We start from the raw sequence: 18650 nt of genomic DNA on the forward strand, positions 1-18650 counted from the left end.
CGCGGCGCGGGCCGCGCGCTTGCCCTGTCCATCCCCCGCAGCGCTCAGGCGCGGAGCCATCCGGCGGCGATGAAACGGCTGAGCAGAGCGCGGCGCGCATGCTGCGCGAAGCGGTGGATCGGTTCCAGGCGCCGTTCATTTCGCGGTCCGGTCAGCCAGGCCGCCGTCAGCGCCGTCGCGGCGGCGCCCAGCATGTCCAGCGGAAAATGGACGCCCAGATAAATGCGCGCCCAGGCCATGGGCAACCCCAGCGCGGCCAGCGCCCAGCCGACGCGGCGACTGCCAGGCCGCAGCAGCAGGCTGAAGGCGGCGGACCACCACAGCGTCAGGTGGTCGCTGGGAAAAGAAGAGTCCGCGGCATGCGGAATCAAAGTATGTCCGAGCCCTATCATGAACGGCCGCGGATGCTGCCAGGCCAGGCTGATCAGCAGATTGGCCGACAGCCCCGCCAACCCGGCCAGCGCAGCCGCCTGCATGGCCCTGCGGACGGACTCTCTCCCGCGCAGCCAAGCCAGTCCGATTCCGACGGGAACGGCCCAGATCAGGGATTCGGCGCAGAACGTTGCCAGATGCAGCATCGCCGGCGCCGGACGCGCGGGCGCGTTCAGCCACGAGAACAAAGTAAAATTAAGGTTTTCCATGACCTTGACCATGCGAATGAGGCCGTCAGTCCAGTTCATCGCGATCCGCCTTGTCCTCCCGGGACGAAACCACCGTCCCCGAGTCGGGATCGACCCTGACATCGAGCACCTTGCCGCCGCTGGCCACCGCTACCGCATACGCCCAGCCTAGGCTGGCGCGTTCGTACTCCGCGCGAATGGCTTTGCCGTTGGCGTGCCGTTCGGCGGCCATAATGGCCTGGGTCAACGGGATTCTGGCCTTGGTTGTGGCCAGGACATCGCTCTCCGCGCCGTTTCTCGCGGCATAGGCGGCCGCGCCGCAGATGAAAACGACGATGGCCAGGAAGGAAAGCTTGGAATAGCGGTGCATCTGGTTTCTCCAGGTAACGCTCGAAGCGCGTGGACCGGAGAATAGGGCAACAAACTTAGCGAAGGCTTAGAAGCGCCCGGAGAGCTGGCAGACGAAACCGGACTGGGACACGGCCTATTTATCGACGGCCATGCCCATGCTTGCCACCACCCTGGCCGCATTGGCCTGGCAGTCCATATCATCCGGTTTGGCGTCTATCAGCTGGATCAGCGTCTGGATATGCGCCTTGCTCTGCGCCAGCCGCGCCTCCAGCGACTCGATATCCTCAACCTTGCGCCTGAGCGCGGACAGCAGCTGCTCATGCTTCCACGACAGAAAATCCGCCGGCAGAATCTGCTGGATCTCATCCAGCGTGAAACCGGCTTGCTGCGCGTCGCGAATGATGGACAGCACCGCCACCGTCTCGGGCGGGTAGTCGCGATAGCCGTTCGCCTGGCGGCTGGCCGCCTTCAGCAAGCCCTTCGATTCATAAAAGCGGATCGCCGAGGCCGCCATGCCGCTGCGCTTGGCCAGTTCTCCGATTTTCATGCCGCTCCAGACCGAGCTCTTGCCTGAGTCTCATCGGACACCGCGGCCGGCCTACCGCGCTGGCTCATTGCGCAACGCCGCCAGCAAGGCCTGCGCCAGCGCCTTGCTGGAACGCGGATTCTGGCCGGTGATGAGGCGGCCGTCCGTCAGCGCGAAGCTGCCGAAGGGCATGACAGCCTTCTCGTAGCGCCCTCCTCTGGCCTCCATCTCGCTTTGCAGTTGATAGGGCACCTGGTCCTTCACCCCGGACAGCGCCTCCTCGAAATTGGAGAAGCCGGTCACGCGGCGGCCCTCCAGCAGCGGCCGGCCCTCCTCGGTCTGCAGATCGAGCAGGCCCGCCAGGCCATGGCACACCGCCGAGACGATGCCGCCGCTGCGGTAAATGCTTTCGGCGACCCGGTTCAAATCGGCGTTGTTGCGAAAATCCCAGATCGTGCCATGGCCGCCGGTGTAGAAGATGGCGCGGTAAGCGCCGGGGTCGATGTCGGCCACCGCCCGGGTCGATTGCAACAGCGCCATGAAGGCCGGGTCGTTCAGACGGGCCTTGGCGGCGGCATCGGCATGGGGCCAACCCAGGCTGCGCGGGTCCAGCGGCACGGCGCCGCCGTTCGGGCTGGCGAAATCGATGGCGTAGCCGGCTTCGGTCAGCGCATCGTAAACGTGCGTCAGCTCGGCGAGCCACAATCCGGTGCGCTCGGTTCGGCTCGGATAGCGGTCATGATTGGTCATGACCATCAGGATCTTGCCGGCGCTGGCGGAGGGTTCCTGGACCAAGGGCGCGGCGTCTGCTGCTGCGGTTTGCATGATTGGCATGGACATGGCGACCTGAACGGGCTTGTTGAAAATGGGCACGGACAACACCTTCTGCATGATAGTACATCGCGCCATTTTGCCTTCCGGACAAATACCATAAGCATTGAAATGAGCGCCAAGCTCCATGCTAAGATTAAAGCCAGCTTTAATGTCAACAAGCTCTTTCCCGCTTGATTCCACGCTCCCCAGTCCCGCCCCTCGCCCGCTCAAGCGCTTGATCTCAAAACCGGTCTTCCGGCGCGCCTGCAGAAATTTCTTCATCGGCAGACTTGACCTTAAAGTTGGCTTTAATCCTATCGTGCGCTCATCGCTACCCCGGAGACCACGATGAATCCCTTCGCTTCCCTCACTCTGCCCAATGGCAGCCTGCTGCCGAACCGCCTGGCCAAAGCCGCCATGGAGGAGAACATGGCCGACCGCGACCACGCGCCGTCCGACCAACTGATCCGCCTCTACCGCGCCTGGGCGGAAGGCGGCGCGGGGCTGATCATCACCGGCAACGTCATGGTGGACCGGCGCGCGATGACCGGCCCAGGCGGGGTGGTACTGGAATCGGCGCGATTCGGCGAACGCTTTGAGAAGTGGTCCGCCGCCGCCCGCGCCCAAGGCGCGCAGATCTGGATGCAGATCAACCACCCGGGCCGCCAGATGCCGGCCGCGCTGGGACAGGAGACCATCGCGCCATCGGCGGTGGCGATGAACCTGGGCAATTTTTCCAAACAGTTCGCCGCGCCGCGCGCGATGTCCGAAGCCGATATCGCCGACGTGAAAGCCCGCTTCGTCAACACGGCGCGGCTGGCGGAGCGGTTCGGCTTCAGCGGCGCGCAGATCCACTCCGCCCACGGCTACCTGATCAGCCAGTTCCTGTCCCCTATCACCAACCAGCGTACCGACCGCTGGGGCGGCAGCCTGGAAAACCGCGCCCGCCTGTTGCTGGACATCGTCCGCGAAGTGCGCCAGGCCGTGAGCGCCGGCTTCGCCGTGTCGGTGAAAATCAATTCGGCCGACTTCCAGCGCGGCGGCTTCAGCGCCGAAGACGCCAAACAGGTGGTGGCCATGCTGAACCCGCTGGGCGTGGACCTGATCGAGCTGTCCGGCGGCAGCTACGAAGCGCCGGCCATGCACGGCCAGACCCGCGACGGCCGCACTCTGGCCCGCGAGGCCTATTTCCTGGAATTCGCCCAGGACATCGCCTCGGTCGCGCAGATGCCCATCATGGTGACCGGCGGCATCCGCCGCTACCCGGTCGTCGAACAGGTGCTGAACAGCGGCGTCGCCGTCGCCGGCATGGCCACCGCGCTGGCGATCAACCCCAACCTGCCCAAGGCCTGGAGCAGCGACGCGTCGGCCGCGCCCCGGCTGCGCGCCATCCCGTGGAAAAACAAGATGCTGGCCTCGGTCGGTTATATGGCGATGGTGAAATACCAGTTGCGCCGCCTCAGCCTGGGCAAGCGCACGCGGCCCGATGTCGCCCCGGCCTTGGCGCTGCTGCGGCAGCAGTGGGACGCCAAGATCCGGACCGGACGCTACCGTCGCTGGATCCGGCGCCAAGCCGCATCCGCATGACGATGGCGGCGGGCCCCCCTATGGTTTTCTATGCCGTCGATGGTCAGAATGAGCGATCAGGCTGGCGGCGGCGCTCCCACTCGCGCCGCAGGATGCCGTAATAGAGAGAGTCGCGGCGGCGGCCATCCGGACAATTCCAAGCTTCGCGGAAACGGCCTTCCAAGGCATAGCCGCAGTGGCGAAACACGGCCTGCATCGCGAGATTGTCGTCCCGGGTATTGCCTGCGAGGCGCTGCAGCTGCGGGTATCGTTGAAACATGAGGCCGGTCAGCCAGTCCAACGCCTGGCGGCCCAAACCATGTCCGCGCGCGCTTTCTGCCAGCCGGAGGTCGAACATCGGATTGCCGTCGTCGATATCATCCAGATCGAATACCCGGATCAGTCCCAGGCGCAGCTCATTGCCCATGATCCAGTAGCTTGCCTGATCGTCGCCGCTGAAGCCCCCATTGTCTATCCGGCTCAACGCCTCATCGAAATGGATGTCGCCGCTGGCGTGATACGGCCAGGGGTGGGCGCTGAGCCAGCCGGCCAGCGCCTCCCGGTCTTCAGGCAAGCGCAGCGGGGCATAGATGGGATGAAACACGTCGGGTCTCCTAGTCTCGGGCCAGCGCGTGTTCCAGCGCGGCAAGCAAGGCCGGATGGTCGGGAGCGCAGTCCGAATCGAAGCGAGCCAGCACCTCGCCGTTGCGGCTGACCAGGAATTTCTCGAAATTCCAGCGCACCGGCAGCCCCGCGCCCACCGGGCTGTCGATTAGCGCGGCATACAGCGGCGAACGATGCGCGCCGCCCACATCCTGCTTTTTCAACAACGGGAAACTGACGCCAAACTCCAGCCGGCAAAAGGCGGCGATGTCTTCCGCGCTGCCAGGCTCCTGATCGCCAAACTGGTTGCAGGGCACGCCGATCACTTGCAGCCCGCGATCTCCGTAGCTTCGCTGCAGTTGCTCCAGCGTCTGGTATTGCCCGGTGTAGCCGCAATAACTGGCCACATTCACGATGAGGCGGACTTTGTCTCGGTAGCTGGCCTCAGGCAGCGGAGAACCATCAAGTAGTTGGAGTTGCATGGAGGATTCCTGTAGAAGCCGCCGCGGCGGCGCGCGGCAGAAAAAAACTGGCGGGTTGCGGCAGACCGTGCAGCGAGGCGGCGATGCTCGCCGCGTACGCGCCCATGGGAGCGAACACGAGCCTATCTCCCACTTGCAGCGGCGGAGCCGGCGAGGTGGCGGCGAACAAATCGCCCTCATAGCAGCTGGGGCCGACGATGCGGGTGGGCTGGCTCCACGGTTCGGCGCGGTCGCAGGCCCACAATTGCCGCGGCTCCCATTCGCCCAGATTGAAGGCGCTGCAGTCCACCACCGCGAACTGTAAGCCGGCGCGCCGCTTCACCGCCAGCACGCTGGCGAGCAGCACGCCGCAGCGCGCCACCACGGCCTTGCCGAACTCGAACACCAGGCGCGCGCCGATGCGCTGGCCGAAGCCGCCGAACAATTCGAACGCGGCCTCCAGCTCGTCCGCCCTGTTGCTGAGCACGCCATAGCCGCCGCCGAAATTGATTTCCTCCACCTCGCAGCCGGCAAGCAGGGTTTCGATGCGGGCCAGCCGGCGAGCCAGACTGTCGCAATCGCCGATTTCTCCGCAGTGGAAATGGAAGCGGCGAAAATGACAGCCGAAGCGCTGGCGCAGCGTAGCCGCCGCGTCCGGCCACTCGAAGCCGAAGTGGCGGTAGTCGCCGGGCATGGATACGCGCGCGCCGTGTTTCTCCAGCCGCAACCCCGCCTGACTCGCGGCGGCGATTTGCGGTTCGTGGTCGAAATAGATCGTGGCCCGGGCCGCGTCCAGTCTGGCCAGCGCTTTGCCGCTCCACCCCGGCGAGGTGGCGCTGAAAATAGGCATTCCCGCATTCACGGCGGCGTCCAGCTCCGCTTCGGAAGCGACGTCGGCGCAGAAACCGGCGGCGGCCAGCTCGCGCAGCACTTCAGCCTCCCGATTCGCCTTCACCGAGTAACAGGCGATCCCGCCGGCGCTTTCCGCCAACGCTCGGAGACGCAAGGCCGCGGCGCGCAGCTTGTCCAGATCGTATACCAGCGCCGGCGTGGGAATGCCGTCCAGTCGCGGGTCAGGCTGCCGCATGTCCGCCCTCCCTTCCGCTGGCCAATACGGCCTCGAACTGCGCGCACTCCCGCAACTCCGCCTCCAGATCGGCGCGCAGGTCCGACAGCGCCGCTTCCAAATGGGCGCCGAGCAGCTCCCGCGCGGGGCCTGCGGCCATGTCGTGCAGGCGATTCAGTTCGGTCACCAGCATGCGGCGGCCATGCCATTGCTTCTGATAGAAGCGCCGATGCAGGCTGAAATTGGCGCCGTCGACAAAATTGCCGGTTACGCTCAGGCAGGCGGCATCGTTGCGGGCGGCATGCCAGCGGCCTGCGGGCACGAATAACACGTCGCCGGCTTCCAGCCGCGCCTCCAGCACCTCCAGCCCGGCGATGGCCTCGTCGTCGAACAGGTCCAGCCGCGACATCGCGGCGGCGGACAGCCCTCCGGGATCGGCAAAACGCACTCGCTTGCGGCCGCTCAGCACAGCCAGCCAGGCGCTGCTGCCATAGTTGTCCAGATGGGTTCCGCCGCCGGTGCCGGCATCGCCCAAATAAATCCACAGCAGTTCAGGCCGGGCGGCCGCAGGAATCAACGGCACCCAGTCCAGCGCCAGTTGCGGCAGGCCGCCGATATCCTCGGCCAGCTCGGGGTAGCGGGGGCGAAAATCCCAGTCCACCACGTAAATGTGGCGGCGGATGGCATCCGGCAGCGCGAAATAGTCGGCCAGCCGCCCATTGCCGCGCCGCCCGTCGCGGCAGTCCTGCCATTCGATGACCGCCTCGCCGTAGCGCTGGAGCAAGAAATCGGGCGTCCAGCGGACGCGGCAGGGCCAATGGGCGGCGGCCCCGCGCAGCACTGCCGGAATGGCGGGCCGCAGGTGCTGGATCAGCATGGTTTCAAACGGCGCATCCGGCTCATGGATCGCCACGGCGTGGACGCTCATTGCCACTCTCCCTTCTGGCGCAGCGTATGCTCGGCTTCCGCGATGTATGCCCGCCAATTGCTGCCGTCGATCCAGTCGGCGCTGTAAGTGATCGATGCCTCCAATGTTTCGACGTAATGCAGCCAGCCGGCCGGCATCAGCAGAAAGTCGCCCGGTCCCAGCTGGCCTTGCCAGCCGATGACATCGGCGAAACGGGGATCATCCCGCATGGCCGGCACAATGCCGCTTTGCTCCTGATACAGCAGCTTGGCGTCCGCGGGAGCGAACAGCACCGCCTCTTTTCGTCCGGATATCTGGGCGAGAAAGGCATGGGTGGACCAGAAGTCGTGATGCAGCGGGGTGACGCCGCCGGGCACCGATAGGTAAACGAAATAGTGGGACTGGACTTTCAGGCTGAGATCGCGAAACCGCGGATTGAGCAGGTCCAGCCAGTTGTCGATGAAATCCGGCAGTTTCGGCACATCGGCGAAAATGCGCTCCGGATCTCCGTGAACGGCGTGCGCCGGATTGAAATTGCCCGCGTAAAGCGTAAGGCCGCTGCGGCGTAGCGATTCGGCGTCGCCCTTCAGCCACTCGCCGGCGATCGCTCCTTGTTCCGGCGCCTTGAGATAGTCGATGTAGGCGCTCAGGCGAGTACGCACAGACCAGCGTGCGACAGTGGGAAACTGGGGCGCGTGGGCGACCACCGGGAAATCGCCGAACGTCTGGGCGAAATAATCGAAGCTCCAGCGCCGCATGGCTGGCCAATCGCGCATCACGGTCGTGAGGATCAGCGGCGAAGCGGGCTTGGCCAGATAGGCGGTCAGCGCCTTGGCGGACAGATAGGGAATGCGGGGAATGGGCTGGAATTTCATGCGGGTCTCTTGCTTGAGGATTAATTGGCTTTCCAGGCCTGTCGCGCCTGCGTCAGGGTGTCGAACGAAGCCAGTTCGTTCAGCAGATCAAGAATGGCCTCGAAGCGCGCGCCCTGATAACAGCCTGCGGCCACTTTGAGCACGCCTCCGGGAGTGAACTTGCCGTACTCGTCCGGCAAAATGGTTTCGAAGCGGTCGCTGCGAAATCCGAAACTGCCGGACATCTGCCAGCTCAAGCCCCGGCGCCGCGCCTCGGCCTCCAGCAGCGCCGCCAGTTGCCGGTAGGCGTCGCTGCCGCCATCCCGCAGTCGATAGAACACGAATGGAACATCCCAGCCGCCAGCCGGCAGCACGGTCTGGGCGAAGAGCTCGCCGCTCAGCGCGACCTCCTCGCGCAGGCGACGGGCCGAGGCGAAGATCCGCCGGCTGTAATCTCCCAGGCAAGCGGAATGCAGCACGAAGGATGGCGCCAGCTGGCAGGCTTGCTCCCAGCCGACGCCGCAGCCGGAGACGACGCGCGCGGCCCGGGCCGCGCGGGAGAAGCGCGCCAGCAAGACGGCATCGGACGACCAGCCTTCCTGCACGCCCAGATTGGCCAGCTCCAGTCCTTGCTGATCCAGCTTGAGGCCGGACCGAGCGCACAACACCAATGGCGCGGGCGAATCGATCAGCTTGCTTAATATCGATGCCCAGCGCAGACAGCCGCCGCTCAGCGTGCTGTCCAACAGCAGGACTGGCGGCCGCGGGCTGCGCGCCAGAGCCGTCAGAATCGCGTCCCAGTCGCAATCTCCCTGCAACCAGTCATATTGCACGGGTTCGATCAGAGCGACGCCGCATTCGCCCCCGGCGATGGCGGCGGCCAGCTCGGCGCTGTCGTCCGGCCGGCGCCAACGATTGGCGTAGGGAGACAGCTTGAGCAAGGTGTGGGTTTCAAAATAGCTGGCCAGCGCGAACAGCGGACGCTCGTCGCCCAGCGTAGCCAGCGCCTGCAGCGCCACATGCAGCGCGGACATGCCGCTGGCGCAGAGCTGCGCGGCGTGGGTGCGGTGCGGAAAGACGTTGCCGAGCCGGACCTCGAGTCCCTGCGGAGCATGCTGTCGGTCGTAGGCATGGTCGTAGCGAAAGTCGCTGCCGGGAAACCGCTCCATCCTGCCCGTTGCCGGCGTGCGCCAGCGCAGGCTGGTCCGCGCGGCCATTGCCTGCAAATAACCGGCCCGCAAGTGGCCATGCGCATGCGTCAGCCGCTTTTCCGCCTCCAAAGCGTCGCCCGGCAGGGATGGCAAACGGCGCAGCAAGGGTTCCGGCGAGGCCTCAGCCGCCGCCGCCAGTTCGCGCGCCAGCCAGGCCAATTGGTCCGCCTCCTCGCGCATGTGCCGCCAGGCTGCGGCGGACGCCACGGCTATGCCTCCGCGCCGCGGGCGGAAAACACGCTGGCCAGAGTTTCGAACATGAGATAGGAAACCGTGGTGCCTTCGCGGTAGTCGTCAGCCGAAGCGGCCGGCATCAACTCCACCCAGTCCATGCCGACGATGCGCCGGCTGGCCAGACGGCCGAGCGCGCGCGCTGCCTCTTTGTAGCTCAAGCCTCCCGGCACCGGAGTGCCGGTTTGGGCCACCACGGCCAGATCGAGGCAATCGACATCGAAGGTGAGGTAATACGGCCTATCCCGCGGCAGCGTGTCCAGAATGAAGTCGAGATGGTCGAGAAAACCATCCCCCCAATAGCTGCAGACCTTGTCTGGACGGTGCGGCGCATCCGGCGTCAGGTGGCGCAGGCCGAACTGGTGAACGCTGGCGACGTTGGGATTGGCCGCGACCCAGGACATGAAGTTTCCATGGCTGCAATTGCGGCGCCAGTCTCCCATGTCGTCCAGCGCTCCGATATCGCCATGGGCATCGAAATGGATGACGCCAAGGCCCGGATGCAACGTCGCCGCCGCCGTGATGGCTGGCAGGCTGACGGAATGGTCGCCGCCCAGCAGCACCGGAAAACGGCCGGCTTGGAACAAGCTGTACAGCACATCGTAAATCCGGTCGAAATCGTCGTCGTTGCGCGGGCCCTCGCCCACCACCAGATCGCCCAAATCCGCAAACCGCACGCCCTCCAGCACCCTGCGCTGGCCGAAAGGATGCCACCATCCCTGCGCGCGGCCTGCCTGTTCGGTGTAATCGAAAGCGGTTTTGCTGCACTGACGAATGTAGGCAGGCCCGCCGGCCGAACCCTTGCGGCCGGTTGCGCCTTTGTCGTAAGGCATTCCGACGAATAGAACCTGGGCCCCGTCCGACTGAAGCGCCTGCTCCAACGTCTGGCTTGGACAACCGAACATCCCTCTCGGCATCCGGGTCGCCGATGCAGCTTGCGCAATGCGAGCCGTGCGGGCTCCAGGGATCAGCCAGCCTCGTTCCACCAACTCGCAAACCGCATCCAGCGCGGCGGCCGGCGCGTTGCCCGGCTGCATCGATTCCAACTGGGCGACGCCATCGCGGAAGGTTTTGGGTTCCGCGAAAATGGCCAGCGCCGATAGCGCCGCATCGTTCAGCCCGGTGGCGCTTGCGTCTGGCGCATGGGGGGTCAGTTCTCCGCTGGGTTGCCGGCTCAATTCAATGCCGTCGGCTAGACAATAAACAGTGTTCAGGGAAATAGATGCGGACATGGTTTCTTCTTGCTGAGATGGCACAGCAGCCCGGCGGAACCGCCCGGGCTGCAAGGAAGGGTTATCAAGCCTGAGTCTTGCCCATATCGTCCTGAACCGCTGCCAGAGCCAGCGGACGGTTATGACGGATCATCAACTCAGCCTCCTTCTCTTCCACAGCCATCGCCAGCAACGGACGGGTGTGGCGGATCATCAGCTCAGCCTCCTTCTCCTCCGCCGCCATCGCCAGCAGCGGACGGGTGTGGCGGATCATCAGCTCAGCCTCCTTCTCTTCCGCCGCCATCGCCAGCAGCGGGCGGGTGTGGCGGATCATCAACTCAGCCTCCTTCTCTTCCACAGCCATCGCCAGCAGCGGGCGATTGTGGCGAACCATAGGCGCAGCCTCTTTCTCCTCCGCGGCCATCGCCAGCAGCGGGCGGGTATGGCGAACCATAAGCGCAGCCTCTTTCTCCTCCGCGGCTATTGCCAGCAACGGACGGTTGTGGCGAACCATAGGCGCAGCCTCTTTCTCCTCCGCGGCCATCGCCAGCAGCGGGCGGGTATGGCGGATCATCAGCTCAGCCTCTTTCTCTTCCGCAGCCATCGCCAGCAGCGGACGGGTGTGGCGGATCATCAGCTCAGCCTCTTTCTCCTCCGCGGCCATTGCCAGCAGCGGGCGATTGTGGCGAACCATAGGCGCAGCCTCTTTCTCCTCCGCGGCCATTGCCAGCAACGGACGGTTGTGGCGAACCATAGGCGCAGCCTCTTTCTCCTCCGTTGCCGTCGCCAGCAGCCTGCGGTTGTGGCGGACCATCAGCACTGGCTCGCCTTGGCTTTCCGTATTGAAAGCTGCAAACTGGGTCGTTGCAGGTTGCGTAGAAACCACCGCGCCTTGCATCGCCGCGTCCAGACTCGGCTTGGCGATGGCCGGGGTGGAGGCGACCAGCAAGGAGGCGAAAGTAGCTAGGGTCAGGTCCATTTTTTTCGTCATGAAGGAATTCCTCTTATTCGTGTTGAGTGGTGTGTTCACGGCTTAGCCGCTTGCAGGGAATGAGCAATATTTGGTTCAGAAGCTCTCCTTGTATGGGTGGGGCGAGAGATCTGGCTGGCCAGTCAGAACAAGTGGAGTCCATTCAGCAGAATGTTCATGGAGAGGCCGCGCTGTATCGCTCATCACCGCGCCGCCGACCTTTATCAATGGGATATGTTTATTACGAAATTATTCGCATATCATATTTTATTGGCGCAATTGAGCAATTCGTTCTAAAGGACAGTTGAGCCACTGGCTGACAAACTCAAAGCGGCAGACGAACCTGTCCTCTTCCGAATTGAATGCGCAACGTTCTTAACGCAGAAAAGCAAACTCGAATATGTTTGGCCGCCTATCGGACACCATCCGGCTTTTCACGCTTTTGACGCATCGGCAGACGACTCCTCTCTGGATGCCCCGGTCTCACCAGCGCATCCGGCATCGCCATGGTCAATTTGTGCAGAATTTGAGCGCGATCGCGCTTGAAGAGAAAATCGAGCGCCGGCGGCGCTCGCCAGCATTGCGCAATCTCGCGCCTGGCTAAAGAGAGCGCCAAGCGTTTTCCACGCCGATGCCGGCAGCGCCACGGAAAGAATGGACATACCCGCAGATAGGCGCGCGCGACGAGCCGACACGGACCTCCGGGGATCCCAACTCCGTCGGCAATGCCATAGTCCTCCCCCGACCGATGGCCAAACAAAAACGGGGAGCAGCGCAAGCTGCTCCCCGTTTGGCATGGAACGGTATCGATCTTAGCGGTAGTGGCCCGCATCCGCGGTCATCACCACGCGGCTGTGCGGCGGCGTCTGCCCGTCCACCGCCATCATCACGCTCAGCGAGGTGATGGTGATGATGGAGAAGAAGAACACCTGGCGCGCCCAGACGCGGTCGTCGGTTTCGCGCTTGTAGCCGGACAGCGCCATCTTCAGCCACCACAGGCTGGTGGCCACCGCCACCGCCAGGTAGCCGTAGCCGGCGTAGCCGCCGTACACCAACATCACGGTCGCCGCGGCGAAAGCCAGGATGTAGAGCACGATCTGCTGCTTGGCGGCGGAGATGCCCTTCACCACCGGCAGCACCGGGATGCCGGCCGCTTCATAGTCCTTGAAGCGGAAGATGGCGATCGCGTACGAGTGCGGCATCTGCCACAGGCTGAACATCAGCAGCAGGATGGCCGCGCCCATGTCGAAGCGGCCGGTGACGGCGCAGTAGCCGGCCACCGGCGGCACCGCGCCGGACAGGCTGCCCACCAGGGTGCCGTACACCGAGTTGCGCTTCATGTACAGGCTGTACACGCCGACATAGATCGCGAAGCCGAACAGCACGCAGCCGGTGGCCAGCGGATTGGTGCAGAACCACAGCAGGGCGAAGCCCGCCAGGCCCAGCAGCACGCCGTGCGCCAGCGCGGCCTTGGTGCTCATCGCGCCGGTGACCAGCACCCGTTTCTGGGTGCGGGCCATCTTGGCGTCGATGTCCTGATCGATGCAGTTGTTGATCGCGCAGCCGGAAGCCACCACCAGCGACAAACCGATGACGGTGGCCGCGAGCAGCCACCAGTCCACCGATCCCTGCGCCGCCAGCAGGAAACCGCCGGCGGCCGAGATCAGGTTGCCGAAGATGATGCCGGGCTTGGTGACCTGAAGATAACGCTTGAACTTCAACTCAGCCTCGCTCAGCGCATCATCAGCGCGTCGGCGGTGTAGATGATCCAGATCGACAGGCCCACCAGCAACACGATCACCATGCCGGTGAACAGGAAGGAGAAGGTGTTGAGCTTGCCTTCCTTGCTGAAGTCCAGGTGCAGGAAGTACTTCAGCTGCACCACGATCTGCACCACCGCCATCGCCAGGATGCCGATCAGCGTCGCCTGCTTGGTGAAGGCCCCGCCCATCACCATCCAGAACGGAATGGCGGTGAGGACCACCGACAGCACGAAGCCGACCATGTAGCTCTTCACGGTGCCGTGGCTGGCATTGTCATGCGCGTGACTCATCACATGGCTCCTTTCAGGTAGACGACGGTGAACACGCAGATCCACACGATGTCGAGGAAGTGCCAGAACAGCGACAGGCAGTTCAGGCGGGTCATGGCGCGGCCGGTCAAGCCGGTCTTGACCACTTCGGCCATCATCACGCCCATCCACAGCAGGCCGGCGGTCACATGCAGGCCGTGCAGGCCCACCAGGCCGAAGAAGGCCGACAGGAAGGCGCTCTTCTGCGGGCCGTGGCCTTCGGAGATCAGATGATGGAATTCATTGATTTCCATGCCGATGAAGGCGGCGCCGAACAGGAAGGTCACAGCCAGCCAGCCGAGAACGGCGGACTTGTTGCCCTTGTGGCCGGCGATCATCGCGAAGCCATAGGTGATGGAGGACAGCAGCAGGGCCGCGGTTTCCACCAGCACGTATTGCAGATCGAAGATGTCCTTGCCGGACACGCCTTCCGCCACGTTGCGGAACAGGACTGCGTAGGTCGCGAACGCGGTCGCGAACAGGATGCAGTCGGTCATCAGGTAGAACCAGAAGCCCAGAACGGTTTGCGAACCGCTATCGTGGTGCTCGTGGTCGTCGTGCGCGGCGTGCGCTTCTTTTACATAAGTCGTCATGTCAGATTCAACCCGTTACGCGGTGGTGGTCGGACGCGCAGCCTTTTTCGGCTGGGCCGGATCACGCTCGGTGTAGTTGTCGACGTCGATGCCCAGCTTCTCGAAGCGGGCGCGCTCGATCGCTTCCACTTCGTCCACCGGCACGTAGTAGTCCAGGTCGTTGTCGTAGGCGCGCGCCAGCATGCAGCCGACGATGCCCACCAGGCCGACGACGGCCAGCCACCAGATGTGCCAGATCAACGCGAAGCCCAGCACCGTGGTGAAGGCGCCGATATAGATGCCCACCGCGGTGTTGCGCGGCATGTGGATCGGTTCGTACGACTTCGGCACGGCGTAGGCGATGCCCTTTTCCTTCATGTCGGTGAAGGCGTCGATGTCATGCACCTGCGGAAGCTTGGCGAAGTTGTAGAACGGCGCCGGGGAAGACGTGGACCATTCCAGAGTGTGGCCGTTCCACGGATCGCCGGTTTCGTCGACCAGCTTCTTGCGGTCGCGGATGCTCACCACGATCTGCAGCAGCTGGCAGGCGATGCCGGCGGCGATCAGCAGCGCGCCGAACAGGGCGATGTACAGCCACGGCTCCCAGGCCGGGTTGTCGGTGTGGTTCAGACGACGGGTCATGCCCAGGAAGCCCAGCACGTACAGCGGCATGAAGGCGAACATGAAGCCGATCTGCCAGAACCAGAACGAGGCTTTGCCCAGCTTGTCGTTCAGCTTGAAGCCGAACACCTTCGGGAACCAGAACGACACGCCAGCCAGGTAGCCGAACACGGCGCCGCCGATGATGGTGTTGTGGAAGTGGGCGATCAGGAACAGGCTGTTGTGCAGCACGTAGTCGGCGCCCGGCACTGCCAGCAGCACTCCGGTCATGCCGCCGATGGAGAAGGTCACCATGAAGCCCAGGGTCCACAGGATCGGGGTTTCAAAGCGCAGGCGGCCTTTGTAGATGGTGAACAGCCAGTTGAACAGCTTCACGCCGGTCGGGATCGAGATGATCATCGTCGCGATGCCGAAGAAGGCGTTCACGTTGGCGCCGGAGCCCATCGTGAAGAAGTGGTGCAGCCAAACCATGAAGCCCAGCACCGAGATCGCGCCGCTGGCGTAGATCATGGACTTGTGGCCGAACAGGCGCTTGCCGGCGAAAGTGGACACCACTTCCGAGAAGATGCCGAACGCCGGCAGAACCAGGATGTACACCTCGGGGTGGCCCCAGGCCCAGAACAGGTTCAGGTACATCATGGCGTTGCCGCCCAGTTCCGCGGTGAAGAAGTGGAAGTCCAGGTAGCGGTCCAGCGCCAGCATGGCCAGCGCGCCGGTCAGGATCGGGAAGGAAGTGGCGATCAGCACGTTGGCCCAGGTGCAGGTCCAGGTGAAGATCGGCATGTCCATCAGCTTCATGCCCGGGGCGCGCATCTTGATCACGGTCACCAGGAAGTTGATCGCGGTCAGCGTCGTCCCGATGCCTGATATCTGCAAGGCCCAGATGTAGTAATCCACCCCCACGTCAGGGCTGAATCCCAGCTCGGCCAGCGGCGGATAGGCCACCCAGCCGGTGCGGGCGAAGTTGCCCACGCCCAGCGACAGGTTGACCAGGATCACCGCGGACACCAGCAGCCAGAAGCTCAGCGAGTTCAGGAAGGGGAAGGCCACGTCGCGCGCGCCGATCTGCAGCGGCACCACGATGTTCATCAGGCCCGTCATGAACGGCATCGCCATGAAGATGATCATGATCACGCCGTGGGCGGTGAAGATCTGGTCATAGTGCTCGGGCGGGAATACGCCGTGGGCGCCGCCGGTGGCCATCGCCAGCTGGGTGCGCATCATCAGCGCGTCGGCGAAGCCGCGCAGCAGCATGATCATGGCGACGATGATGTACATCACGCCGATTTTCTTGTGATCGACCGAAGTCAGCCACTCTTTCCAGAGATAGCCCCACTTGCCGAACTTGGTGATCAGCGCGAACAGCATCAGCCCGATCAGGCCGGCGCCTCCCAGCGCCCCCATGATGATGGGCTCATGGAACGGGATCGCGTCCAGAGTCAGTTTACCTAACCACATCGATTGTTACTCCTTCACAACCGGCGGCGTGATCGCGGCGCACAGTTCTTTGGTCATCTTGGTCAGCTTGATGGCGTCGTCGCTGTCGGCCAGCGATGGGCGAGCGGCCATGTACTTGTGCTGCACGGCCTCGAACAAGTACGGCGTGGTCGACGCGTAGTATTCCACCGCATTGTTTTCGCTAGGCTTGAGCAACTTCAGGTACGCGGGCGCGTCCAATGCCTTGCCGGAAGCCTTGGCCTTGGCTACCCAGGCTTCGAATTCGGCAGGGGTCTTGGTGGCGACGGCGTTGAACTTCATGCCGGAGAAGCCGGCGCCGCTGTAGTTGGCGGAGAAGCCCTTGTAGGTGCCCGGTTCGTTGGCGATCAGATGCAGTTGGGTCTGCATGCCGGCCATCGCGTAGATCTGGCCGCCCAGCTGCGGGATGAAGAACGAGTTCATCGCCGCGTCGGAAGTGATCTTGAAGCTCACCGGGGTATCGGCCGGGAATACCAGCTCGTTGACGGAAGCGATTTGCTGCTCGGGGTAGATGAACAACCATTTCCAGTTCAGCGCCACCACCTGCACCTGGATCGCCTTCTTGTCCGACTCCAGCGGACGATAGGGATCGAGCTTGTGCGTGCTCTTCCAGGTCAGCGTCGCCAGGAAGGCGATGATGATGCAGGGGATCAGCCAGACCACGATTTCGATCTTGGTCGAGTGCGACCATTTCGGTTCGTAGGCGGCGTCCTTGTTGCTGGCGCGGTACTTCCAGGCGAAGACCAAGGTCATCACGATCACCGGGATGACCACCAGCAGCATCAGCGCAGTTGCCGTCAGGATCAGGGACTTCTGCTCAGCGGCGATCTGGCCCTTGGGATCGAGAATGCCGCCTTGGCATCCCGACAGCAGGGCGATCACCACAGGCGCCAGCCCCCGCATCAGGCGGGAGGGTCTATGGTTTCTCATCATACGACTTTTCGGGTTAAAAATCCTTTGGCGCGCAGATGCGCAACAGGCGTTGCGAGCCATGCTCCAACGCCAAGAAAACAGTTCCCTGCCGGACCAAGAAGCGACAGCGCCGAGCGCAGTCGCATCAGTCCAGACCAAACCAGAAGTTTAGGGATCGCGGATATTCCGCGACCGGCCCCACCGGCGGCCTGCGCCGGATACGGCGGGAAGCGACTCCACAATCGCTTCCGGACGATGGCGTGACAGCTGAAGATCACTGCCCGAGTGAAACGCCGCATGCGGCGCGGGAAGACAGGAATTCGGCAAGCACAAACATCAATGCCCGACGCCGTCGCGCTGCGACAAATCGTCGCGGCCCTCAAGGGCGGGCGGGCGTATTAGAAACAGTTCCAGCCAATATTTCAAGAGTCTTGACTATGATCAAGACCGCGCCGCCACCAGATATGCCATTCAATTGATCAAAATCAAGGACGGCGCTCGCCGTATTCTGCCGCAGCAACAACCACTTAGGACAAAGTCATTAACATGACTTGGACATGTCTGCGGTTGCAAACCGTTACAAAAAAATATTTCTTTCGGCACAGCGCCAAACCAGAGAAAGTTTTAACAAGAAGCAAAAATGGAAATCCCAATTGTCACGTGGCGGGAGCGGGAAACTTTGCCGGGGAAAACGCGCGCGATGAAATAGAGACGATAGAAATGCAAAAAGCCGAATCAGAACATCGATTCGGCTTTCATGGCATTTGGTTGCGGGGGCAGGATTCGAACCTACGACCTTCGGGTTATGAGCCCGACGAGCTACCAGACTGCTCCACCCCGCGTCAGAGAGATTGCATATTAAGGCAATGCTAAAAGCGCGTCAAGAACTTTTTACATAAAAATACCTGCCATCCGCGGTCTTCCCGATCAGACAGACGCCGCGGCAACAAAAAAGCGGCCCAAAGGCCGCTTTCTCGCTTCAAGCCAACAATCACTTCTTCTCGGCGCGGGCCTTGGCCACCAGCTCGTTCATCACCTGGATCATCCGTTCCGGCGTGCTGGTCACCACCACGTACTTGCCGTTGACGATCACGGTCGGCGTGCCCTGGATCTGGTAGTCGCGGGTGATCTTGGTCGCGCGCGCCACCTGGGCGTTGATGCCGAAGGAGTTGTAGGTCTGCAGCAGCTTGGCGCTGTCTACGCCCTTCTGTTGCTTGATCCAGCTGGTGAACTGCTCAGGCTTGGACAAATCCATGCGCTGCTTGATCTGCGCGTCGAAAGCCGGGCGGTGCAGCTTGTCGAAGGTGCCGGTGGCGTTGAAGGTGGCGAACATGCGGGCGAAGCCTTCCATCGACTTCTGCCACACGATCTGCTCCTTGCGGAAGCTCACGTCGGCCGGCAGCGTCTTGGCCCAGGCATTGAGGGCCGGATCGTCGTCATAGCAATGGATGCAGTGGTAGGAGAAGAATTCGATCACTTCCACCCTCTTCGGGTCGGCCACCGGCTGGGGCGTGCTCAGCATCGTGTAGTCCTTGCCCAGCTGGATCGCGGCATTCGCCATGCCGCTGACCGCCAGCATTGCCAACAACAACCATTTCTTCATGTTCT

General features: G+C 63.3%; 19 protein-coding genes and 1 tRNA gene. 1 reads left to right on the plus strand and 19 read right to left on the minus strand.

Annotated elements, in window-relative coordinates; all coding sequences use genetic code 11:
• Window positions 1-44: 44 nt before the first annotated feature.
• The 4 genes from BKX93_RS10480 to BKX93_RS10495 form a co-directional block, all read right to left on the minus strand.
• Window positions 45-680: an undecaprenyl-diphosphatase gene (locus BKX93_RS10480; protein WP_222103299.1), complete on the minus strand. Its 636-nt coding sequence runs from the start codon at window positions 678-680 to the stop codon at window positions 45-47.
• On the minus strand, window positions 667-990 hold the full coding sequence (locus BKX93_RS10485; protein ID WP_046168752.1) for a PepSY domain-containing protein: 324 nt from the start codon (window positions 988-990) through the stop codon (window positions 667-669). Before BKX93_RS10485 ends, BKX93_RS10480 begins: the two co-directional genes overlap by 14 nt.
• A 114-nt stretch (window positions 991-1104) precedes the next feature.
• Window positions 1105-1518, minus strand: coding sequence for a MerR family transcriptional regulator (locus BKX93_RS10490; protein ID WP_046168753.1), 414 nt, complete (start codon window positions 1516-1518; stop codon window positions 1105-1107).
• 51 nt (window positions 1519-1569) lie between these two features.
• Entirely contained in the window at window positions 1570-2592 is a 1023-nt protein-coding gene (locus BKX93_RS10495) for a type 1 glutamine amidotransferase domain-containing protein (protein ID WP_200896060.1), read from the minus strand.
• A 66-nt stretch (window positions 2593-2658) separates the two neighbouring features.
• Here BKX93_RS10495 and BKX93_RS10500 point away from each other — a divergent pair, with 66 nt between their 5' ends.
• Window positions 2659-3897 carry an NADH:flavin oxidoreductase/NADH oxidase family protein gene (locus BKX93_RS10500; protein WP_070979728.1) on the plus strand — a complete coding sequence of 413 codons (1239 nt, stop codon included), beginning with the start codon at window positions 2659-2661 and terminating at the stop codon, window positions 3895-3897.
• A gap of 43 nt (window positions 3898-3940) precedes the next feature.
• On the opposite strand, the gene BKX93_RS10505 is transcribed toward BKX93_RS10500, so the two are convergent.
• From BKX93_RS10505 to BKX93_RS10575, 15 genes are all read right to left on the minus strand, one after another.
• Window positions 3941-4480, minus strand: coding sequence for a GNAT family N-acetyltransferase (locus BKX93_RS10505; RefSeq protein ID WP_186009519.1), 540 nt, complete (start codon window positions 4478-4480; stop codon window positions 3941-3943).
• 10 nt (window positions 4481-4490) lie between these two features.
• A complete protein-coding gene (locus BKX93_RS10510; protein ID WP_046168756.1) occupies window positions 4491-4961 on the minus strand; it encodes a glutathione peroxidase in 471 nt (156 codons plus the stop codon).
• Entirely contained in the window at window positions 4942-6027 is a 1086-nt protein-coding gene (locus BKX93_RS10515) for a hypothetical protein (RefSeq protein ID WP_070979729.1), read from the minus strand. The genes BKX93_RS10510 and BKX93_RS10515 overlap by 20 nt, the downstream gene beginning before the upstream one ends.
• A complete protein-coding gene (locus tag BKX93_RS10520) occupies window positions 6014-6934 on the minus strand; it encodes a cupin-like domain-containing protein (RefSeq protein ID WP_046168758.1) in 921 nt (306 codons plus the stop codon). The genes BKX93_RS10515 and BKX93_RS10520 overlap by 14 nt, the downstream gene beginning before the upstream one ends.
• Window positions 6931-7788, minus strand: a complete 858-nt coding sequence (locus BKX93_RS10525) for a cupin-like domain-containing protein (protein ID WP_046168759.1) — start codon at window positions 7786-7788, stop codon at window positions 6931-6933. Before BKX93_RS10525 ends, BKX93_RS10520 begins: the two co-directional genes overlap by 4 nt.
• A gap of 20 nt (window positions 7789-7808) precedes the next feature.
• On the minus strand, window positions 7809-9185 hold the full coding sequence (locus BKX93_RS10530) for a hypothetical protein (RefSeq protein ID WP_070979731.1): 1377 nt from the start codon (window positions 9183-9185) through the stop codon (window positions 7809-7811).
• Window positions 9186-9187: 2 nt separating this feature from the next.
• A complete protein-coding gene (locus tag BKX93_RS10535; RefSeq protein ID WP_145929296.1) occupies window positions 9188-10465 on the minus strand; it encodes an arginase family protein in 1278 nt (425 codons plus the stop codon).
• Window positions 10466-10505: 40 nt separating this feature from the next.
• Complete coding sequence (locus tag BKX93_RS10540; RefSeq protein ID WP_070979734.1) at window positions 10506-11411, minus strand: hypothetical protein; 906 nt, start codon at window positions 11409-11411, stop codon at window positions 10506-10508.
• 791 nt (window positions 11412-12202) lie between these two features.
• Window positions 12203-13111: a heme o synthase gene (gene cyoE, locus BKX93_RS10545; RefSeq protein WP_046167997.1), complete on the minus strand. Its 909-nt coding sequence runs from the start codon at window positions 13109-13111 to the stop codon at window positions 12203-12205.
• An 11-nt stretch (window positions 13112-13122) separates the two neighbouring features.
• Window positions 13123-13443 carry a cytochrome o ubiquinol oxidase subunit IV gene (gene cyoD, locus BKX93_RS10550; RefSeq protein ID WP_046156640.1) on the minus strand — a complete coding sequence of 107 codons (321 nt, stop codon included), beginning with the start codon at window positions 13441-13443 and terminating at the stop codon, window positions 13123-13125.
• On the minus strand, window positions 13443-14054 hold the full coding sequence (cyoC, locus tag BKX93_RS10555; protein WP_046156641.1) for a cytochrome o ubiquinol oxidase subunit III: 612 nt from the start codon (window positions 14052-14054) through the stop codon (window positions 13443-13445). The genes cyoD and cyoC overlap by 1 nt, the downstream gene beginning before the upstream one ends.
• Window positions 14055-14069: 15 nt before the next feature.
• On the minus strand, window positions 14070-16112 hold the full coding sequence (cyoB, locus tag BKX93_RS10560) for a cytochrome o ubiquinol oxidase subunit I (RefSeq protein ID WP_046156642.1): 2043 nt from the start codon (window positions 16110-16112) through the stop codon (window positions 14070-14072).
• Between the two features lie 6 nt (window positions 16113-16118).
• Entirely contained in the window at window positions 16119-17063 is a 945-nt protein-coding gene (gene cyoA / locus BKX93_RS10565; protein WP_326980796.1) for a ubiquinol oxidase subunit II, read from the minus strand.
• A 744-nt stretch (window positions 17064-17807) separates the two neighbouring features.
• Window positions 17808-17884 (minus strand) — tRNA-Met (locus BKX93_RS10570).
• A gap of 149 nt (window positions 17885-18033) precedes the next feature.
• Window positions 18034-18645 (minus strand): thiol:disulfide interchange protein DsbA/DsbL, encoded by a 612-nt coding sequence (locus BKX93_RS10575; RefSeq protein ID WP_046156643.1) that lies wholly within the window; start codon window positions 18643-18645, stop codon window positions 18034-18036.
• Between the last annotated feature and the right edge of the window lie 5 nt (window positions 18646-18650).

This window comes from Chromobacterium vaccinii (genome assembly GCF_001855275.1).
Classification (GTDB): Bacteria; Pseudomonadota; Gammaproteobacteria; order Burkholderiales; family Chromobacteriaceae; genus Chromobacterium; species Chromobacterium vaccinii.